The following is a 17,201-nucleotide window of genomic DNA, read 5'->3' on the forward strand; positions in this document are numbered from 1 at the left end:
AGTAAAATCCTTTTCTCTCATGTGCGAAATAAACAACAAAAACAGTACCTCTCAGGCACTGTTGATGATAGATTTTTCTTTGGAAGACGGCCAATGATAGCTTGATAGTCTTTCAGCGCTTGCTTTCCTTTCTCCGTCAACTGATAGCCCCGAACCGTGAACTCTTGTGCTAGCTCTTCTTCTGTAAAGTGATCAGCCAAAGCTTGGTTCAAATCAGCTGCTTTCATCTTGGACAAGCCCGCGACCCCCTTCTTTTTGAGAATGGCTTTTTTCATGATACTCCCTCGTTTTCTATTTTGCTAGGAAGCTTCACCCCCTTTGACAATGACTACTATATCCGAAAAAAAAGCCCAAACAATCAGTTTTGCTTATGAGGTAGACTCGACAAACTATGTGGTCAGAATTTTATTATCAAGAAATTTTCATCACCATTAAAAAAGCCTGTCCTAAGACAAGGCTTTGAGATTCTTCCTCTTAGGATCCCGCACTTTCGTAGGCATCCAATCCCCTGTCCCAGAGTTTGAGGGAAATGCCAAAGAAAACAAGGGAAATCAACATCAAACCACCGATATTAAAGAGCCCATTCTTGCCTTGCAAGAAATAGCTAGCAGGATAGTAAGCCGCAAAGGCAAATGGCACGATAAAACTGATCAACCAACGAAGGAGCGAATTGTAAATGGAAATAGGATACTTGGCAAAATCATTGAACATATAGAAAATGTAAATCATGGCGCCTGACTGCTTGGTCCAAAAAGCAATACTGGCTGTCGCGATTTTCAAGGAAGTATAAATCAAGGTCGCAAAAGGAATACAGACTAGAAAAAGTAGGAATTTTGGAAGAGTCCAAGTAATGCTTGATACTGTTGTTCCCAATAGAATGCAACCGACCAAGAGTTCGCCCAAGGCATCAATCTGAAAGGTCTCAACCAGAATATGGAAGAGAGGATTGATGGGGCGAGTCAGGTACTTGTCAAACTCTCCTTTTCGCACTAAACGTTGTCCCAGAGCCCAGAGATTGTCAAAAAAGAGGTGGTCCAATCCCTTGGGAATCAAGGAAAAACCATAAATAAAGGCAATTTCTTGAAAGGTCCATCCTTCTAGCGATGGAATGTGTTGAAAGAGTACATTGAGAAACAAGAGGTTCAAGCCTTGAGTCAGGAAAACACCTAAAACACCAACCACAAAATCGACCTTGTACTCCATGATTTGCTTGATGTATTGTCTGATAAAAATCAGATGCATGCGTTGATATTTTTTCATATTAACCTCCCTGAATGGTGATAAATGACTGGACTCGTTTCCAAATCAACTGAGACAAGCCCACCATCACTAAGAGCCAGAAAAACTGCAAAACGAGTGCTTGAAAAATCTGACTAGCATCGTACTTTCCAACAATAATCATAACCGGAGTGTAAATCAAGGATGAAAAAGGCAAAAAGGACAGAATATCTGAAACGATTTTAGGAAAGAAGGTCAAGGGAATCAAACTCCCAGACATAAAGTCAATCAGAGAATTCTTAAGCAGATTAGAGCCCCATAAATTTTTAAACACAAAGGCTGAAAATCCAAAGCAGATATTAAAGAAAAAGTTGATCAGGTAGGCTAGGATTAAGCTAAAGAGATAAAGGATGGTTAATCCTAGCACTTCTACAACCCCTTGCCTAGATAAAATTTTCATCAATACGATGACACTTAAAAATGGCAGTCCAACAGAGATAAAAATCAACCACTTGGATCCGAGTTCCGTAAAGAGGTAAGAAGCTGCAAAATGCACTGGTCTCAACAAACGCATGATAATGGAACCATCCTTGACCTCCTCACCAATCATAAAGGAAGAATCCGACCTAGTCAGAAGATTAGTCAAAAAACTCATGATGATGTAGAGGGTGATATCTGCCATACTGAAACCCTGAATCAAAGACTCTTGCGAGGAATCAAAGACAGCCTTCCAGAGATAAAATTCCACAAAAGCACCCATGACATTGCCAATCCGATAAAGAAGAAAGTTGACTCGATAGGTAATCAACTCCTGAATCCCTGCATTGATAAAGGGTTTATAACGTCGCCACAATTTGACCATCTTAGAGCTCCTTTCGATAGAAGCGACGGATAATATCTTCAATATCCGTATCTACCATCTTCAAATCACGGACTTCAAAATCAGATAAGGTTTGCTTGATAATATCAGCTGACTGGTAGCGGGAACTATCAAATTCAATAGTCAGATTATTTCCTTGTCTATCAATGGACATATCAGGCAAGCCTTCATAGTGAGAGACTAAATGACTTTGACCTGGCATCAGATCGAAGGAAAGAGTCTTCATCTTGCCGAAGGTTTCCTTGAGCTGACTCACCGTTCCATCAAAAATCTCTTGCCCCTTATCAATCATAAAAATCCGATCACAGAGTTGCTCAATATCACTCAGGTCGTGAGTGGTCAAGAGAATGGTTGTTTCTTCCTCTTGATTGATCTGGGTGATAGCCCGACGAATGTTATCCTTGACCGACACATCCAAACCAATAGTTGGCTCATCTAAAAAGAGAACCTTGGGATTGTGGAGCAAGGAAGCCGCAATATCCGCCCGCATCCGTTGACCCAATGAAAGAGTCCGCACAGGATCCTTAATAAATTCCTTCAAATCCAAGACTTCATTCAAAAAATCCATGCGCTTGTGAAAGAGCGAGTCTGGGACATCGTAAATCTCCTTCAAAACCGTGTAAGTCTCTTGCAGGGCCAAATCCCACCATAGCTGAGTTCGTTGTCCGAAGACTACTCCAATATCCTTGACATAATCCTGGCGATTATCCTGTGGAATCTTGCCATTAATCCGACAAAAACCAGATGTCGGTTTTAAAATCCCTGTCAGCATTTTAATGGTGGTCGACTTCCCAGCACCATTTGCCCCGATAAAACCTAGAATCTGCCCCTTGGGCACCTCTAAGGTCAAATCCTTGACCGCTTCAAAGGTCTGCTTTTCAGGATGAATAAAGGAACGCAACGCTCCCTTCAGCCCTGGTTCCTTGACTGTCTTCACAAAATTTTTCTGAAGATGTTCCACTTCTATCATTGCCATATCAATCTCCCTTTAGTAAGAAATCAACAAATCGCGTTTTTTAAACACAAAAAGCCAATTTCTCATCTCCTAAAATCTGCCTTCTTTATCACAGCAGAAGGCCGCAGTATGACTCTATTATAAAGCAATTAAAAAAGGAAACCAAGATTTTTTCTCGCAAAAGAGAAAATAGTATTGATACTTGAATAAACAAAAAAAGACAGACTCAGATTGAAGACAAAGCCCTTAGAACATAGATTTCAAATTCAGATTTTTGAATAGATAAAAAGACAAACCCAAAAAATGATGTTTGTCTTCGTTTTGAACCCCCTCATAGTTAAATGATACGATAAATAATTAAGGGGAATATTTCTTTTCCAAAATTTTTAAATAGTGTGTTTTCTTAAATTGACAGGATAATGTTAACAGAACAAAGAAATACCTTTCCATCATACCTTATTTTCCATAGGCCCGCAAGTTGAATATAGGCCCCTCCTATGACTAGATTTGAATCAAATGAAAAATTAAGGTACAATAGAGGATAGACTAATGTGTTGAAAGGATTAATATGAAAAAAATAATTGCCCTACTTGTATTTTCCGGTTTAGCTTTGGCAGGATGTGGCTCTCATCAATCAGATACAAAAACATCCTCTAGCTCGACTTCAGAAACTAAGCAAACGACTACTTCTAGTCAAGATGCTAGCGAACAAAAGAAATTAGAACAACTGCGCAAAGATTTTAACGATGCCATGACCAATGAAAATGCAGTCTTTCCTCAGCTCTCAAATGAAGTTGCTGAAGATGAAGCGGTCGTGAAAATCACTACGAGCCAAGGAGACATTACAGTCAAACTCTTTCCTAAATACGCCCCTTTAGCCGTTGAGAATTTCTTAACCCACGCTAAGGAAGGTTATTATGACGGCCTCCTCTTCCACCGTGTCATTAACAACTTTATGATCCAAACAGGAGACCCTAAAGGTGATGGTACGGGTGGGGAATCCATCTGGAAGGGCAAAGATAAATCTAAAGATTCAGGTACTGGTTTTGAGAATGAGTATTCTCCATATCTTTACAACCTTCGTGGAGCTCTAGCCATGGCCAATTCAGGTCCAAATACAAATGGTAGCCAATTCTACATCAACCAAAATAAGGCAGATATCTCCAGCAAGCTTCCAACAGACCGATTCCCAGCTAAAATCATCGAAGCCTATAAAAACGGAGGAAACCCTACTCTTGATGGTGGCAACTACACCGTCTTTGGACAAGTCATCGACGGCATGGATGTAGTTGACAAAATTGCCGAAGTTGAAACAGACGACAAAGACAAACCAAAAGAAGATGTCAAAATTGAAAAAATGGAAGTCGTTAAAGACTACAACTTTAAAAAATAACAAAAGAGGCTGGGCATAAAGTGTCCAGCCTTTTATATATGATAGTTATAACTGCAAGACGCAGTAGCTGATTGGCATCTTTGTTCGCCTTTTAAACTCCAAAGATGACCTAATCAGCCTTGCGGGGGTGGGACAACGAACGATTTTTAGTCAAAATTCGTTCTGTCCCACTCCCTTTTATGTTTAAGTCAATTCATTAAAGTCCCAGATCTGGTCCATCCAGCCTTCATAGAAATCTGGCTCGTGACAAACCATCAGGATAGATCCCTTGTACTCTTTAAGAGCCCGTTTCAACTCTTCTTTGGCATCCACATCCAAGTGGTTGGTCGGCTCGTCTAGTACCAAGACATTGTTTTCACGGTTCATCAAGAGACAGAAGCGTACCTTGGCTTGCTCCCCACCGGATAGTACCTGAATTTGGCTCTCGATATGCTTGGTAGTCAAACCACAGCGGGCAAGAGCTGCACGAACTTCTGCTTGATTGAGAGCCGGAAAGGCATTCCAGACTGCCTCTACCGGTGTCTGACGATTGCCCCCTTCGACCTCTTGCTCGAAGTAGCCAAGCTCAAGATAATCCCCGCGCTCGACTTCACCAGCAATTGGTGGAATAATCCCTAGCAAGCTCTTCAAGAGAGTGGTTTTCCCGATTCCGTTGGCTCCGATAATGGCTACCTTTTGATTGCGCTCGAAGGTCAAGTTCAAAGGCTTAGTCAAAGGACGATCATAGCCAATCTGGAGATCCTTAGCCTGGAAGATAAAACGTCCTGGGGTACGGGCATTTTTAAATTCAAAGGAAGGCTTTGGTTTCTCACTTTGCAATTCAATCAGTTCCATCTTGTCCAGCTTCTTCTGACGAGACATGGCCATATTCCGCGTTGCCACTCGCGCCTTATTTCGGGCTACGAAATCTTTGAGGTCAGCAATCTCTTTTTGCTGGCGCTCATAAGCCGCTTCCAATTGTGATTTCTTCATTTCATAGACTTCGAGGAATTGGTAATAGTCTCCAGAATAGCGGGTCAATTGTTGATTTTCTACATGGTAGACGATGTTGATCACATCATTCAAGAAAGGAATATCGTGGGAAATGAGGACAAAGGCATTTTCATAATTCTGCAAGTAGCGTTTAAGCCAATCGATGTGCTCTGCATCCAAGTAGTTGGTTGGCTCGTCCAAGAGAAGGATATCTGGTTTTTCAAGAAGGAGTTTCGCCAAGAGAACCTTGGTCCGTTGGCCACCTGAAAGGGCTGTGACATCCGTCTCCATCCCAAAATCCATAACGCCAAGAGCCCGTGCCACCTCATCAATCTTAGCATCCAAGGTATAGAAATCCCGACTCTCTAATCGACCCTGGAGCTCTCCGACCTCTTCCATGAGGGCATCCATATCCGCTCCATCTTCAGCCATTTCCATATAGAGGTCATTGATGCGAGCCTCTGCTTTAAAGAGTTCGTCGAAGGCTGTCCGTAAAACGTCGCGCACAGTTTGCCCTTCTTTCAAGACAGCGTGCTGGTCCAGATAACCAGCTGTCACATACTTAGACCACTCAACCTTTCCTTCGTCAGGCAACATCTTCCCTGTCACGATGCTCATGAAGGTAGATTTCCCTTCACCATTGGCTCCGACTAATCCGATATGCTCTCCCTTTAACAAACGGAAGGACACATCCTCAAAAATAGCCCGGTCTCCAAAGCCGTGGCTTAAATTTTTTACCTCTAAAATACTCATGATTGACTCTCTTTCATTGATTTCACTCGTATGATTATATCATCTTCACAGCAAAATGGGAGTGGGAAAGAACTCTAACTGGTTAAAAAGAGTTCGTTTTCCCACCCCCGCACAGTTGATTAGGTCATCTTTGGAGCTTAAAAAGCGAACGAAGATACCAATCAACCACTGCGTTATACAGTTACGCCTATTAAACATCGAAAGCTGGACAATTTTTGCCCAGAATCTCTTACAAACCTAAGTCCGAGTATGGTTTCCGATAGCCCACTTGAACAATTTTCCCATCCTTCACTAATAGTGGGCGTTTGATCAGCATGCCATCACTAGCTAAAAGATCTGCCGCTTCTTTCACTGTCAGTTGGGCCACCTTGTCTTTCAAGCCCAATTCCCGATACTTCATCCCACTCGTATTAAAGAATGATTTAATTGGTAGGGAAGATTCCGTCATCCAGGTTTGCAATTGCTCACTGGTCGGGGTATCTACCACGATATCTTGGCTATCAAACTCACAACCTAAACTCGTTAACTCCGATTTCGCCTTGCGGCAAGTCGAACATTTTGGGTATTCAATAAATGATAACATTTTTTCTCCTTATTCTTTCCAAGATATGGCCTCATGATTCAACAGCCAACGTTTGCGGTCTAATCCAGCCGCATAGCCAGTCAATTTATTCTCCATCCCCAGCACTCGGTGACATGGGATAAGGAGGATAAAGGGATTCCGTCCTACTGCTTGACCGATTGCTTGGGCCGATCTGCAAGACAGGGCTTGAGCAATCTCTCCGTAAGTCCGACTTTCCCCATAGGGAATCTGAGCTAGGTAGGTCCAAACTCTTTGTTGAAACTCTGTCCCTTGAGGAGACAGGGCAATGGGGATGGGAAGATCTTCCCCTAAAAAGTACTGATCCAGCCATTCAAAGACAGCTTCATGAAGAGGACGACACTTTTCTTCAATGTGATCAATCCCTTGCTCACAATTAGCTTGGTCACAAAACCAGATCCCAACTAAGCTTTCCTCATCCACCACAATAGATAGAGGTCCCAAGGGACTCTGATAGAGTCGCCGATAGAACCTAGTCATTTTGAGATTGCTCCGCACGGTAGTCCCATCGATCATCTTCGCTAATCACTTGGAAAAGGCTAGTTTCTGCCTTCCGTTTAATCTTCTGATAAGCGAGACGAACACCATCAATTGGTACCTTCCCACAGTAATGGAAGCCTAACTTCTCTAAAAGATGCTGCATGACCTTGTTGTCAGGATGGGTATCACAGCGAAAGTCTGGACCTTTCTCTCCTTCGATCAAACCTTGAAGGAAAGTTTGGGCTACGCCTCGACCTGCGGCTTCTTTGGCAACAGCGACTCGGTGGAAACTGATATAGAGATAGTTATCATGTTCCCATTTTCCATCATAAATGTCATTATAGGCAGCTTCATTTCCCTTGTGGAGAGCGGCATAGGCCACGACTTCTTGATTTTCTACAGCCACATAACCACGGCTCTCTAGGATATCCTCAAAAATAATTTCTTGATCCGGATAACCATCCTGCCATTGGTCCACTCCAGCTGCGGCTAAACTGTCCTTACCATCTTGAATGATTTCCATAATCCGATTGATTTCATTGGGATAGGCCATTCTAATTTCCATCAGCTTCTCCTTTTTCTTCCTCTTGGTGGTAACGGGCATAAAGATCACTCTTTTGTAGCCCAAATTGTTTGGCAACCTGTTTGATTGCCTGGTTCTTTTTTATGCCAGACTGGACCAGAAGATCAATCTCTTGGATCAAATCCACTTCTTCTAGATTAGCTTCCTGCTCACTGGCCCCCTCCACAATCAAGAGACACTCTCCCTTCAGGGGATTTTCCTCTAGGTAAGCTACTAACTCCGCAATGGTCCCTCGCGTGTACTCTTCATAGATCTTGGTCAGTTCTCGGACTAGCACAACTGGACGGTCCCCATAAACTGCCAGCATATTTTGAAGCGTCGCACGTACCCGGTGCGGTGACTCATAAAAGATTTGGGTCTCAGGATAGTCTCGTTTCTCTTGGAAAAAAGCCTTTTGCTGCCCTTCCTTTCGCGGGAGAAATCCATAAAAGATATGAGGCTGGGGAGCCAATCCACTCGCAATTAGACCCGTAATACCGGCGCTCGGACCAGGAACCGCCACAACGGGAATTTCTCGCTCAATGGCTGCCTTGACTAAGTCATGACCTGGATCCGAAATACTTGGCAATCCAGCATCCGATACCTGAGCCACATTCTTTCCAGATTCCAAATGAGCTAGTAAATCAGGAATTTTCTCCATAGCATTATGCTCATGAAAGCTGATTTGTGGCGTCCTAATCTCAAAATGCTTGAGCAAGAGTCCTGTATTGCGTGTATCTTCCGCAGCGATCAGATCTACCTCTTTTAAGGTTTGGATCATACGATAGCTCATGTCGTCCCGATTGCCAATCGGAGTCGGCACCAAAAAGAGGGTTCCTGTCTCTCTTTGGTCTTTAAAACTTCGTTGAATCTGCATACTTACTCCCTAAATAACAATTCATCACAGAAAATACACTCTTCATCGTTTTCACGGCGTTGACCATAGGAATCTGTACAAACATGAAATCCGTCATTGTAAATTCTTTGCAAATTTTCACGACCGTTTCGATGGAATTTAGGAGAGCTGGTTTTCTCCACTTCTCCTAACCGTTCTCTCAATTTATCATTTTCAAGACGGAGAGCAGTGTTTTCCTCGACAATGAGTTTGAGATTTTTCTTAATGGCTTCAACCTCTGCTAATGTAACCAGCAATTCCTGGGAGAAGCCATCCAAAGCATCAAATAATTCTTTTTTATTCATCTCTTTACCTTCTATTTTTCAACTGCAGGACCATAAACTCAAGAGCATTTTGAAAACTCACATTACGTTCCCACATCTGTTTGGCTAAGACTAATTTTTCTAGATAGTCTCTTCCTAGGGACAGACTGATGGAGCGTGCAAAGAACACTTCCATCAAGCGAAAGGCTTGGGCCTGCTTTTCTTTATCATCCGTCTCTTGGACCAAGCGAGAGACCAACAAGTAAACATGCGGATCTGCTTTTAGACAAGCTGTGACGAAACGCTCACACTCCCTCGCCAGATCGAAAAAGGATGTATTCTGGGCGAGACTTTGGGCCTCATGAAAACCTTGGCTAAAGTTGGCTAACAGATCTGCTTGTTGAAGCAACAAACCTTCCTGAAGGAGATACTCTTTTAGGAAATCTTGGTTTTTCGGGAAATGAACCTGCTGCGCCCGACTTTTAATAGTCGGGAGAACCAACTGCTCATCTGCTGTCAGCAGAAAGATATGTACTTCACTCTGAGGTTCTTCAATCACTTTTAGGAGAGAATTGGCCGCATTGACGTGCATCCGGTCTGCATCGCAAATGATAAAGACTTGCTTAGATCCTTCATAGCCTGACTGAGAAAAATTCTGGATCAAGTCTCGGATCCGATCTGTCTTAATGATGTGATTGACCGGTCGTACAACTGTTACATCTGAGAATTCATCCTCTTCAATCAAGCGACAAGCCCGACAAGTCCCACAGGGCCAGACACCCTTCTTATCCGTACAAAAAAGACTTTGGGACAAGAGCTGGGCCATCTCAAAACTGCCAAAATCACCTGTAAAGAGATAGGCGTGGCTCAATCGTCCCTGTTCTAAAACAGCTTGGAAGCGATCTACTAACTGAGGTTGAAGTTTTTGCACTTGTTCTAACTTCATTCACTGATCTCCAAGACTTCTTTGAGTAGAACCCAAGTATCCTCGACCACCTTGTCAAAACTTTGACTGGCATCAATTTTCACCACACGTTGCGGTTCTTTTTCGAGGATGGCCAGATAGCCTTGACGGACTTTCTGATGAAGACTGAGGCCTTCTAAATCCAAGCGATTGACTTCACGACTAGCACTCTTAGCAATTCGAGCCAATCCTTCTTCTACATCAATGTCAAAATAGAAGGTCCGGTTTGGCTTGAGACCATCGGTCGCAAACTGGTTTAACCATTCAATATCCGCTACTGCTAATCCACGGCCAAAACCTTGATAAGCTACCGAACTGTCGATAAACCGGTCCATAATGACTAGCTTCCCTGCTTCCAAAGCTGGAAGGACGCGTTCTGCCAAGTGTTGGCGACGACTGGCGATATAAAGAAGCAATTCTGTCTTAGGATCCATTTCCGTATGGGATGGATCAAGAATAACTTCGCGTATTTTTTCTGCTATTCCTACGCCACCTGGTTCCCGCGTGGTAATATAGGCAATCCCTGCCTTTTCCAAGCGTGGTAACAAGGCTTCTAAAACGGAGGATTTCCCTGCTCCTTCTGGGCCTTCAATTGAAATTAATGTTCCCTGTTTCATTCTCTTATCTTATCTTTCTATACTCATTTCTCTAACATGCATCACTTCTATTTATTTTACCAAAAATAGGGGTAAAAATCCTGTCCGAATTCGTGAAAATGGATGAAAATTATTTCCTATTTTTCATTTTTTTTGGTAAAATGTATGGTGAAAAACGATTAGGAGAACGAGCATGTTTAAGGCAAAAAATATTCTAGCTATTATTTTTGGGGCTGGCATTTTTTCTTTTGGAATCTTCTTTCTAGTAATTCCATTTCACTTTTATGAAGGAGGGGCTACAGGGATTACCCTGATTACTTACTACCTCTTTAAAATTCCCGTTTCGGTCATGAACTTGGCCATCAATATCCCCCTCTTTTTTCTGGCTTGGAAATTACTTGGCCTCCGCTCTCTCTACCTGAGTTTGATAGGAACCTTCTCTGTTTCTTCTTGGATGGCTATTTTCGAGATGATTCCAGGGAGTCATCATCTCCAGAATGCGATTTACACTGCTTTAGATGGCGATATTCTCCTAGCCTGCATCGGATCAGGGGTTATCCTTGGAACTGGACTAGGGATCATCTTCAACGCAGGCGGTACAACAGGTGGAACCGATATCGTCGCTCGTATCTTTAACAAGTATACGACACTTTCTATGGGACGCCTCATGTTGATTGTGGATGCCATCGTCTTGACAACTGTTTTGATTGTCTTTAAGGACTTCCGAATTGCGGCCTATACCCTCCTCTTTATCCTGATTGACACCGTCGTCATTGATATCGTCGGTGAAGGAGGTTTTGCAGGAAAAGGGTTCCTCGTGGTTACTTCCAAACCGGATGAAATTGCTAAACAAATCACGACTGATTTGGGTCGAGGGGTCACATTCATGAACGGTATGGGCTATTATAGCCAACAAGAAATGAAGATCGTCTACTGCGTCGTCTCTCGGAACGAAATGAAACAAATGAAAGATTTGATTAATAAAATTGATCCATTCGCCTTCATTACCATTACAGAAGCCCACGAAATACTGGGAGAAGGATTTACCTTGGATACCAACAAGCAACCCATTGCTCGCTAAGACAAATAAAGAGCCTGAGAGATTCTCAGGCTCTTTATTTTAGAAGGCTTTTGCAGATGTGCGACTAATTTCGTCCACACGGATACCATTTTCTTCAAACTTCTTCTTGATGGCTTCAGTATCGGTAATCCCATCAATCTGAACTTCAATGACGACATGATCATCTTTGGTTGGGATATTGACTGTATTGGCAATATTGTATCCTTCTTCTACAATTAAATGAATGATTTGCTCTAGGACCCCAACCTTGTCTTCTGTCACGAAACGAACCCGCACTCCTTCTTCTCCATAACCGGATACTTCAAGGAAGGCACGGAAAACATCACGGTCTGTAATCACACCAGAAACTTGATCATTGTCCACGACTGGAAGAATGCCAACCTTGTTCTTATACATGAGGTAGGTCGCGTCTTCTAGGCTAGCAAATTTCGAGACAGTGATTACGTCACGAAGCATGACATCCTTAACTTTGGTTTTGTTGAGTAGGTAATTCATTTCAAAAATGGAAAGACTGGTCGCTTTTGATGGACTAGCTTCTGCAATGGTACCTTCTGTCACCAAGCCGACCAATTTGTCATTTTCAATAACTGGCAAACGGTGCAAACCTTGTTCCCGCATCAAATCTGCCGCATGGGCAATGGTAGTCTCAGGACTAATGTACACTACTTTACGGGTCATAAAATCTTTAACAGCCATAATCATTCTCCTATGCTTTTATTAGTTTTATTATACTTGATTTTATGTTTGATTTCAAACGCTTTCAGCAGTTTTCTCTTGTTTTCAAAATTCAGAATTGCCTAATAATCCTTGCATTCTCCCCATTGAAAACTAGATTTTTCCAATCGAAGCGAAACCATTTTTAAAGAGGCTGGGACAAAAGTCCTAGCCTCTCAATTGTCTTTGGAGTATGGAGCAAGACGCAGTGGTTGAGTGGGACGACGAAATCGAATTCTAACGAATTACCGATTTCTGTCCCACTCCCTTAATCTATTTATCCACCAAGGTAGGCCTTGCGGACTTCTTCTGAGGCTAAGAGTTCTTTTCCTGTTCCGGACAGAACGACTTTCCCTGTTTCCAAAACATAACCGCGGTCTGCGATGGCAAGAGCCTTGTTGGCATTTTGCTCAATCAAGAGAACGGTTGTACCTTGTTTTTGAATATCTTGGATGATATCAAAGATTTCCTGGATAAAGATAGGTGCCAATCCCATGGAAGGTTCATCCAGAAGCAAGAGTTTTGGCGTCGACATGAGGGCACGACCCATTGCAAGCATTTGTTGTTCCCCACCAGATAGGGTAGCTGCATCTTGGTTCTTCCGTTCTTCCAAACGTGGGAAACGTGAGAAGACCTTCTTCAAGTTCGCTTGATTTTCTTCTCGATCCTTCTTCAAGAAAGCTCCCATTTCCAAGTTTTCCATAACGGTCAAGCCTGGAAAGACGTGGCGGCCTTCTGGAACTTGAGAGAGCCCAGCAGCTACAATTTTTTGAGCCGGAACCTTTTGAATCTCCTGACCCAAAAACTCGATTTTCCCAGCACTTGGACGCACCAAACCTGAAATGGTACGAAGAATAGATGTTTTCCCAGCGCCATTGGCACCGATCAAGGAAACAACTTCCCCTTCATTGACTTCGAAACTGACATCACGGACAGCCTGGATCATGCCATAGTGTACAGAAAGATTTTCAACTTTTAACATAGACATTAGGCTTCACCTCCTAGATATGCTTCGATTACACGTTTGTTGGACTTAATTTCATCTGGCGTACCATGGGCAATCAAGCGACCATATTCCAATACATAAATCCGCTCTGTTACTTCCATGACCAAACTCATATCGTGCTCGATCAGCATGATCGTAATATTAAATTCTTTTTGAATGCGACGGATCAGTTGGGTTAATTCTGCGGTTTCTTGAGGGTTCATCCCTGCAGCAGGCTCATCCAAGAAGAGGATTTTTGGCTCTGTAGCAAGGGCACGAACGATCTCTAAGTGACGTTGTTGACCGTAAGCTAAGTTTTTGGCCAAGGTAGCTGCTTCTTTTTCCAAACCAAATATCGCTAACAATTCGAGGGCTTTTGCTTTCAATGCTTCTTCATTTTTGTAATAGCTTGGCAAACGGAAAAGACTAGCAAAAACATGTGGTTTGTGGTGATTGGCAAAGGCAATCAAGACATTGTCCAAAACACTCAAATCTTTAAAGAGACGGATATTTTGGAAGGTCCGTCCAAGACCACCAGCAGCGATTTTATAAGGGGCTTTCCCGTTTAAAAGGTGCCCATCTAAAGTAATGGTCCCTTCACTTGGCTCATACACTCCTGTTAGGAGGTTGAAGAGGGTTGTTTTACCGGCACCGTTGGGTCCAATCAAACCAACCAATTCCCCTTCATTGAGTTCCATGGTCACATCCCCAACGGCTGTCAAACCACCAAAGTTTTTTGTTAAATTTTTTACTTCAAGAAGTGCCATTAGTTAGCCTCCTTTTTTGAGAGTAGTTTTTTCAAGCTAAATTCCCATGTTCCAAGAAGACCACCTGGGCGGAAGATCATTACGAGAATCAAGGCTAATGAGTAAATGATCATACGGATGCTTGAGAAGTCTTGAAGCACCATGTTCAAAATCCCCAAGACGATGGCTGCCACAACTGTTCCTGACATCGATCCCAAACCACCGAAAACGACAATGATCAAGACATTAATGGTATTGGTGAAAGAGTAATCTTTCGGAACAACAGAACCGATAAAGCCGGCTTGAAGAGATCCAGCAATCGCCGCTGTGATCGCACCAAATACAAAGGCAATGACTTTAACTTTGGTCGTATTGATCCCAACAGATTCTGCGGCGATTTCATCTTCACGAACAGAAAGGGTAGAACGCCCAATTGGACTGCGTAAGAAGTTGATGGTAAAAATAGTCGTAATGACAACAAATATGTATACCAATTGCCAGGTTGTAAAAGCTGGTAAACCAAGGATCCCCGCGGCACCATTTGTTAGAGTACCACCATTGACGATCAAGATCCGGATGATTTCTGAAACCCCAAGTGTTGCAATCGCCAGATAATCTCCTTTCAACCGAAGGGTTGGTACCCCAACGATCAAGGCAACGATACCAGCGATCAAGGCTCCTAAAACCATAGCGCCAAAAAAAGCGCCGTAGGTTGGTGATTTAGAACCGAGAATAGCTGCAGAATAGGCACCAATCGCCATAAATCCAGCGTGTCCGAGCGAGAATTGACCTGAAAAACCAACGATGAGGTTCAAACCAACCGCAAGAATGATATTAATCCCGATTTGTTCCAAAATTTGGATATAGAAGAGGTTGAGGACACCTGCTGCAACCAAGACTTGGATCAAGGCAAAACCTGCTACCAAAAGACCAAGCCAGACTAAATTCACTTTTAAATTTTGTTTCATGGCTTACACCTTCTCTTTCACATTTTTACCGAGGATACCTGCAGGACGGATGAGCAAGATCACAATCAAGATGGCATACACAATGGCATCACGGAAATCTGAGAGACCGATCGCTGTAGCGAAGGTTTCCAACAAACCGATGACAAATCCACCTAGAGCCGCACCTGGGATGATTCCGATTCCTCCAAGAACGGCTGCGACAAAGGCTTTGATCCCTGGTGTCATCCCCATCAAAGGTTCGATCGAGTTGTAGTACAAACCGATCAAGACACCACCAGCACCCGCTAAGGCTGATCCCAAAGCAAAGGTAAAGCTGATGGTCCGGTTGACGTTAATCCCCATCAATTGAGCAGCATCGCTATCAACGGAAACGGCACGCATGGCTTTCCCCATCTTTGTCTTTTGGATAATAAATTGAAGAGCAACCATCAAGAAAATAGACACTCCTAAAATCATCAATTGAATGTTGGAGATTGAAATAGGACCAAAGTTGTAACGAACAATTTCAATGACTTGCGGGAAGGAACGGGTATTGGCCCCTACAAAGAAGACCATCCCATATTCGAGCAAGAAGGAAACCCCGATGGCTGTGATCAAGGCTGCAATCCGAGTTGAATGACGAAGCGGACGATAAGCCAGGTATTCAATCACAACCCCTAAAATAGCTGTCCCAACCATCGCCAGAAGCAAGGCTACAAAGAAGTTAACTTTCAATGAGTTCAATAAGAAATATCCCATAAAGGCACCTACCATGTAGATATCCCCATGGGCAAAGTTGATCAATTTGATAATTCCATACACCATGGTATAACCAAGGGCTAAGAGTGCATAGACACTTCCCAAGATTAGACCGTTCACTAATTGCTGGAGCATTTGAACCATCCTTTCTAACAATAAAGAGCGAGGCCAGGAATTTTCATTCTCCCAGCCTCTTGTACAAACAACAAATGATAATTAAGGTTTAACCGACTCAACTGACTCAACTTTACCATCTTTTAAGCCAATCATAAGTGCAGATTTAACCGGATTATGGTCTTTGTCAATAGACATTGTACCAGTAACACCTTCCAAGTCTTTCAACTTCGCAAGGTTGTCTTTCAATTCAACAGAGTTCTTAGCACCTTTAGATGCTTCTGCAATCATGTAAACTGAATCATATGCCAAAGCCGCAAACATTGAAGGTTCTTCGTTGTATTTCGCTTTATAAGCTTCTACGAATTTCTTGGCTTTATCAGTCATTTCACCTTCAGTAGAGAATCCAGCTACGTAGTAGATATCTGTAGCTGCAGCAGGTGTTGCTTGTTCAACGAATTTCGCATCACTAAATCCATCACCACCGATGATTGGTTGTTTGATTCCCATACCACGTGCTTGGTTTACGATTTTACCAGTTTCAGTGTAGTACCCTGGAAGAACAATCGCGTCGAAGTCTTTATCTTTGATTTTTGTAAGGGCAGCTTGGAAGTCTGTATCCTTAGATTGGAAAGTTTCTGTCGCTACGATTTCACCTTTATAAGATTTCTTAAAGGCTTCAGCAATCCCTTTCGCATAGTCAGATGAGTTATCATAGTAAAGAACAACTTTCTTCGCTTTCAAGTTCTCAGTTGTGTATTTTGAAATGATTTGTCCTTGGAAGCTATCGATGAAGGTTGCACGGAAAAGGTAATCTTGACCTTTTGTCAAATTATCTTGTGTTGCAGATGGGGTTACCAATGGAACACCTGCTTTACCAGCATTCGCAACCGCTGCGGCAGTGGCACCTGAAGTTGCAGGTCCTACAAGAGCGTTCACTTTTGATTGAGTGACAAGATTTGTAGTGATTGTAGCTGCTTCAGCTGTTTCAGATTTGTTATCTTTGTCTGTGACAACAATCTTCTTACCATCGGCTCCACCATTAGCATTGATTTCATCAACGGCCAATTGAGCACCTTTTTGTTCAGCACTACCATATGCTGCTACTTCACCAGTTTTTTCAAAGTTAAAACCGATTTTTAGTTCTTTGCCGATTTCGTTACCAGTTGTGTTTGAACCTGAAGTTGAAACTTCACCACAGGCAGCAAGAAGAGCGACACTTGCAATTGTTAAAAATGAAAGAGCAAATTTATTCTTCATTTGTAATAATCTCCTTAAATAATTCTTTAAATAAATAGATATTAAGAATATACCGAATTATCT

Annotated in this window: 20 protein-coding genes; 2 read left to right on the forward strand and 18 right to left on the reverse strand. The window is 42.6% G+C overall.

What is annotated here, in order from left to right:
- Nucleotides 1–17: 17 nt before the first annotated feature.
- The 4 genes from N596_RS04545 to N596_RS04560 all read right to left on the reverse strand — a co-directional run bounded on the left by N596_RS04545 (nt 18) and on the right by N596_RS04560 (nt 3,074).
- The gene (locus tag N596_RS04545) at nt 18–275 is read right to left on the reverse strand and encodes a hypothetical protein (protein WP_023027119.1); all 258 of its coding nucleotides are present in this window, start codon (nt 273–275) and stop codon (nt 18–20) included.
- 199 nt (nt 276–474) lie between these two features.
- Nucleotides 475–1,260, reverse strand: a complete 786-nt coding sequence (locus tag N596_RS04550) for an ABC transporter permease (RefSeq protein WP_023027120.1) — start codon at nt 1,258–1,260, stop codon at nt 475–477.
- Between the two features lies 1 nt (nt 1,261).
- On the reverse strand, nt 1,262–2,080 hold the full coding sequence (locus N596_RS04555; protein ID WP_023027121.1) for an ABC transporter permease: 819 nt from the start codon (nt 2,078–2,080) through the stop codon (nt 1,262–1,264).
- Between the two features lies 1 nt (nt 2,081).
- The gene (locus tag N596_RS04560) at nt 2,082–3,074 is read right to left on the reverse strand and encodes an ABC transporter ATP-binding protein (protein ID WP_023027122.1); all 993 of its coding nucleotides are present in this window, start codon (nt 3,072–3,074) and stop codon (nt 2,082–2,084) included.
- 547 nt (nt 3,075–3,621) lie between these two features.
- Here N596_RS04560 and N596_RS04565 point away from each other — a divergent pair.
- Entirely contained in the window at nt 3,622–4,446 is an 825-nt protein-coding gene (locus N596_RS04565) for a peptidylprolyl isomerase (protein WP_023027123.1), read from the forward strand.
- 183 nt (nt 4,447–4,629) lie between these two features.
- Here the strand turns inward: N596_RS04565 and N596_RS04570 are convergent, their stop codons facing one another.
- The 8 genes from N596_RS04570 to tmk all read right to left on the reverse strand — a co-directional run bounded on the left by N596_RS04570 (nt 4,630) and on the right by tmk (nt 10,553).
- Complete coding sequence (locus tag N596_RS04570; protein WP_023027124.1) at nt 4,630–6,171, reverse strand: ABC-F family ATP-binding cassette domain-containing protein; 1,542 nt, start codon at nt 6,169–6,171, stop codon at nt 4,630–4,632.
- Nucleotides 6,172–6,400: 229 nt separating this feature from the next.
- Nucleotides 6,401–6,754, reverse strand: coding sequence for an arsenate reductase family protein (locus N596_RS04575; RefSeq protein ID WP_023027125.1), 354 nt, complete (start codon nt 6,752–6,754; stop codon nt 6,401–6,403).
- 9 nt (nt 6,755–6,763) lie between these two features.
- Nucleotides 6,764–7,252 (reverse strand): methylated-DNA--[protein]-cysteine S-methyltransferase, encoded by a 489-nt coding sequence (locus N596_RS04580; RefSeq protein WP_023027126.1) that lies wholly within the window; start codon nt 7,250–7,252, stop codon nt 6,764–6,766.
- Nucleotides 7,245–7,817 carry a GNAT family N-acetyltransferase gene (locus N596_RS04585; protein ID WP_023027127.1) on the reverse strand — a complete coding sequence of 191 codons (573 nt, stop codon included), beginning with the start codon at nt 7,815–7,817 and terminating at the stop codon, nt 7,245–7,247. Before N596_RS04585 ends, N596_RS04580 begins: the two co-directional genes overlap by 8 nt.
- Entirely contained in the window at nt 7,807–8,691 is an 885-nt protein-coding gene (gene rsmI / locus N596_RS04590) for a 16S rRNA (cytidine(1402)-2'-O)-methyltransferase (RefSeq protein ID WP_023027128.1), read from the reverse strand. The genes N596_RS04585 and rsmI overlap by 11 nt, the downstream gene beginning before the upstream one ends.
- A 2-nt stretch (nt 8,692–8,693) precedes the next feature.
- Nucleotides 8,694–9,014: a DNA replication initiation control protein YabA gene (gene yabA, locus N596_RS04595; RefSeq protein WP_023024026.1), complete on the reverse strand. Its 321-nt coding sequence runs from the start codon at nt 9,012–9,014 to the stop codon at nt 8,694–8,696.
- 4 nt (nt 9,015–9,018) lie between these two features.
- Nucleotides 9,019–9,918: a DNA polymerase III subunit delta' gene (locus N596_RS04600; protein WP_023024028.1), complete on the reverse strand. Its 900-nt coding sequence runs from the start codon at nt 9,916–9,918 to the stop codon at nt 9,019–9,021.
- Nucleotides 9,915–10,553: a dTMP kinase gene (tmk, locus tag N596_RS04605; RefSeq protein ID WP_023024030.1), complete on the reverse strand. Its 639-nt coding sequence runs from the start codon at nt 10,551–10,553 to the stop codon at nt 9,915–9,917. The genes N596_RS04600 and tmk overlap by 4 nt, the downstream gene beginning before the upstream one ends.
- 172 nt (nt 10,554–10,725) lie before the next feature.
- Here tmk and N596_RS04610 point away from each other — a divergent pair, with 172 nt between their 5' ends.
- Entirely contained in the window at nt 10,726–11,613 is an 888-nt protein-coding gene (locus N596_RS04610) for a YitT family protein (protein ID WP_023024032.1), read from the forward strand.
- A 39-nt stretch (nt 11,614–11,652) separates the two neighbouring features.
- Here the strand turns inward: N596_RS04610 and N596_RS04615 are convergent, their stop codons facing one another.
- From N596_RS04615 to N596_RS04640, 6 genes are all read right to left on the reverse strand, one after another.
- A complete protein-coding gene (locus N596_RS04615) occupies nt 11,653–12,309 on the reverse strand; it encodes a CBS domain-containing protein (protein WP_023024035.1) in 657 nt (218 codons plus the stop codon).
- 295 nt (nt 12,310–12,604) lie between these two features.
- A complete protein-coding gene (locus N596_RS04620) occupies nt 12,605–13,315 on the reverse strand; it encodes an ABC transporter ATP-binding protein (RefSeq protein WP_003008277.1) in 711 nt (236 codons plus the stop codon).
- A complete protein-coding gene (locus N596_RS04625; protein WP_023024036.1) occupies nt 13,315–14,079 on the reverse strand; it encodes an ABC transporter ATP-binding protein in 765 nt (254 codons plus the stop codon). Before N596_RS04625 ends, N596_RS04620 begins: the two co-directional genes overlap by 1 nt.
- Entirely contained in the window at nt 14,079–15,026 is a 948-nt protein-coding gene (locus N596_RS04630) for a branched-chain amino acid ABC transporter permease (RefSeq protein WP_023024038.1), read from the reverse strand. The genes N596_RS04625 and N596_RS04630 overlap by 1 nt, the downstream gene beginning before the upstream one ends.
- 3 nt (nt 15,027–15,029) lie before the next feature.
- Nucleotides 15,030–15,899: a branched-chain amino acid ABC transporter permease gene (locus N596_RS04635; protein WP_023024040.1), complete on the reverse strand. Its 870-nt coding sequence runs from the start codon at nt 15,897–15,899 to the stop codon at nt 15,030–15,032.
- 81 nt (nt 15,900–15,980) lie between these two features.
- Nucleotides 15,981–17,138 (reverse strand): ABC transporter substrate-binding protein, encoded by a 1,158-nt coding sequence (locus tag N596_RS04640; RefSeq protein WP_023024042.1) that lies wholly within the window; start codon nt 17,136–17,138, stop codon nt 15,981–15,983.
- Between the last annotated feature and the right edge of the window lie 63 nt (nt 17,139–17,201).

This window comes from Streptococcus ilei (assembly GCF_000479335.1).
Classification (GTDB): domain Bacteria; phylum Bacillota; class Bacilli; order Lactobacillales; family Streptococcaceae; genus Streptococcus; species Streptococcus ilei.

What these genes read in the sequence shown, in the direction of transcription:
- N596_RS04545 (WP_023027119.1), bottom strand. Translation starts at nt 275, where the DNA reads ATGAAAAAAGCCATTCTCAAAAAGAAGGGGGTCGCGGGCTTGTCCAAG.
- N596_RS04550 (WP_023027120.1), bottom strand. Translation starts at nt 1,260, where the DNA reads ATGAAAAAATATCAACGCATGCATCTGATTTTTATCAGACAATACATC.
- N596_RS04555 (WP_023027121.1), bottom strand. Translation starts at nt 2,080, where the DNA reads ATGGTCAAATTGTGGCGACGTTATAAACCCTTTATCAATGCAGGGATT.
- N596_RS04560 (WP_023027122.1), bottom strand. Translation starts at nt 3,074, where the DNA reads ATGGCAATGATAGAAGTGGAACATCTTCAGAAAAATTTTGTGAAGACA.
- N596_RS04565 (WP_023027123.1), top strand. Translation starts at nt 3,622, where the DNA reads ATGAAAAAAATAATTGCCCTACTTGTATTTTCCGGTTTAGCTTTGGCA.
- N596_RS04570 (WP_023027124.1), bottom strand. Translation starts at nt 6,171, where the DNA reads ATGAGTATTTTAGAGGTAAAAAATTTAAGCCACGGCTTTGGAGACCGG.
- N596_RS04575 (WP_023027125.1), bottom strand. Translation starts at nt 6,754, where the DNA reads ATGTTATCATTTATTGAATACCCAAAATGTTCGACTTGCCGCAAGGCG.
- N596_RS04580 (WP_023027126.1), bottom strand. Translation starts at nt 7,252, where the DNA reads ATGACTAGGTTCTATCGGCGACTCTATCAGAGTCCCTTGGGACCTCTA.
- N596_RS04585 (WP_023027127.1), bottom strand. Translation starts at nt 7,817, where the DNA reads ATGGAAATTAGAATGGCCTATCCCAATGAAATCAATCGGATTATGGAA.
- rsmI (WP_023027128.1), bottom strand. Translation starts at nt 8,691, where the DNA reads ATGCAGATTCAACGAAGTTTTAAAGACCAAAGAGAGACAGGAACCCTC.
- yabA (WP_023024026.1), bottom strand. Translation starts at nt 9,014, where the DNA reads ATGAATAAAAAAGAATTATTTGATGCTTTGGATGGCTTCTCCCAGGAA.
- N596_RS04600 (WP_023024028.1), bottom strand. Translation starts at nt 9,918, where the DNA reads ATGAAGTTAGAACAAGTGCAAAAACTTCAACCTCAGTTAGTAGATCGC.
- tmk (WP_023024030.1), bottom strand. Translation starts at nt 10,553, where the DNA reads ATGAAACAGGGAACATTAATTTCAATTGAAGGCCCAGAAGGAGCAGGG.
- N596_RS04610 (WP_023024032.1), top strand. Translation starts at nt 10,726, where the DNA reads ATGTTTAAGGCAAAAAATATTCTAGCTATTATTTTTGGGGCTGGCATT.
- N596_RS04615 (WP_023024035.1), bottom strand. Translation starts at nt 12,309, where the DNA reads ATGGCTGTTAAAGATTTTATGACCCGTAAAGTAGTGTACATTAGTCCT.
- N596_RS04620 (WP_003008277.1), bottom strand. Translation starts at nt 13,315, where the DNA reads ATGTCTATGTTAAAAGTTGAAAATCTTTCTGTACACTATGGCATGATC.
- N596_RS04625 (WP_023024036.1), bottom strand. Translation starts at nt 14,079, where the DNA reads ATGGCACTTCTTGAAGTAAAAAATTTAACAAAAAACTTTGGTGGTTTG.
- N596_RS04630 (WP_023024038.1), bottom strand. Translation starts at nt 15,026, where the DNA reads ATGAAACAAAATTTAAAAGTGAATTTAGTCTGGCTTGGTCTTTTGGTA.
- N596_RS04635 (WP_023024040.1), bottom strand. Translation starts at nt 15,899, where the DNA reads ATGCTCCAGCAATTAGTGAACGGTCTAATCTTGGGAAGTGTCTATGCA.
- N596_RS04640 (WP_023024042.1), bottom strand. Translation starts at nt 17,138, where the DNA reads ATGAAGAATAAATTTGCTCTTTCATTTTTAACAATTGCAAGTGTCGCT.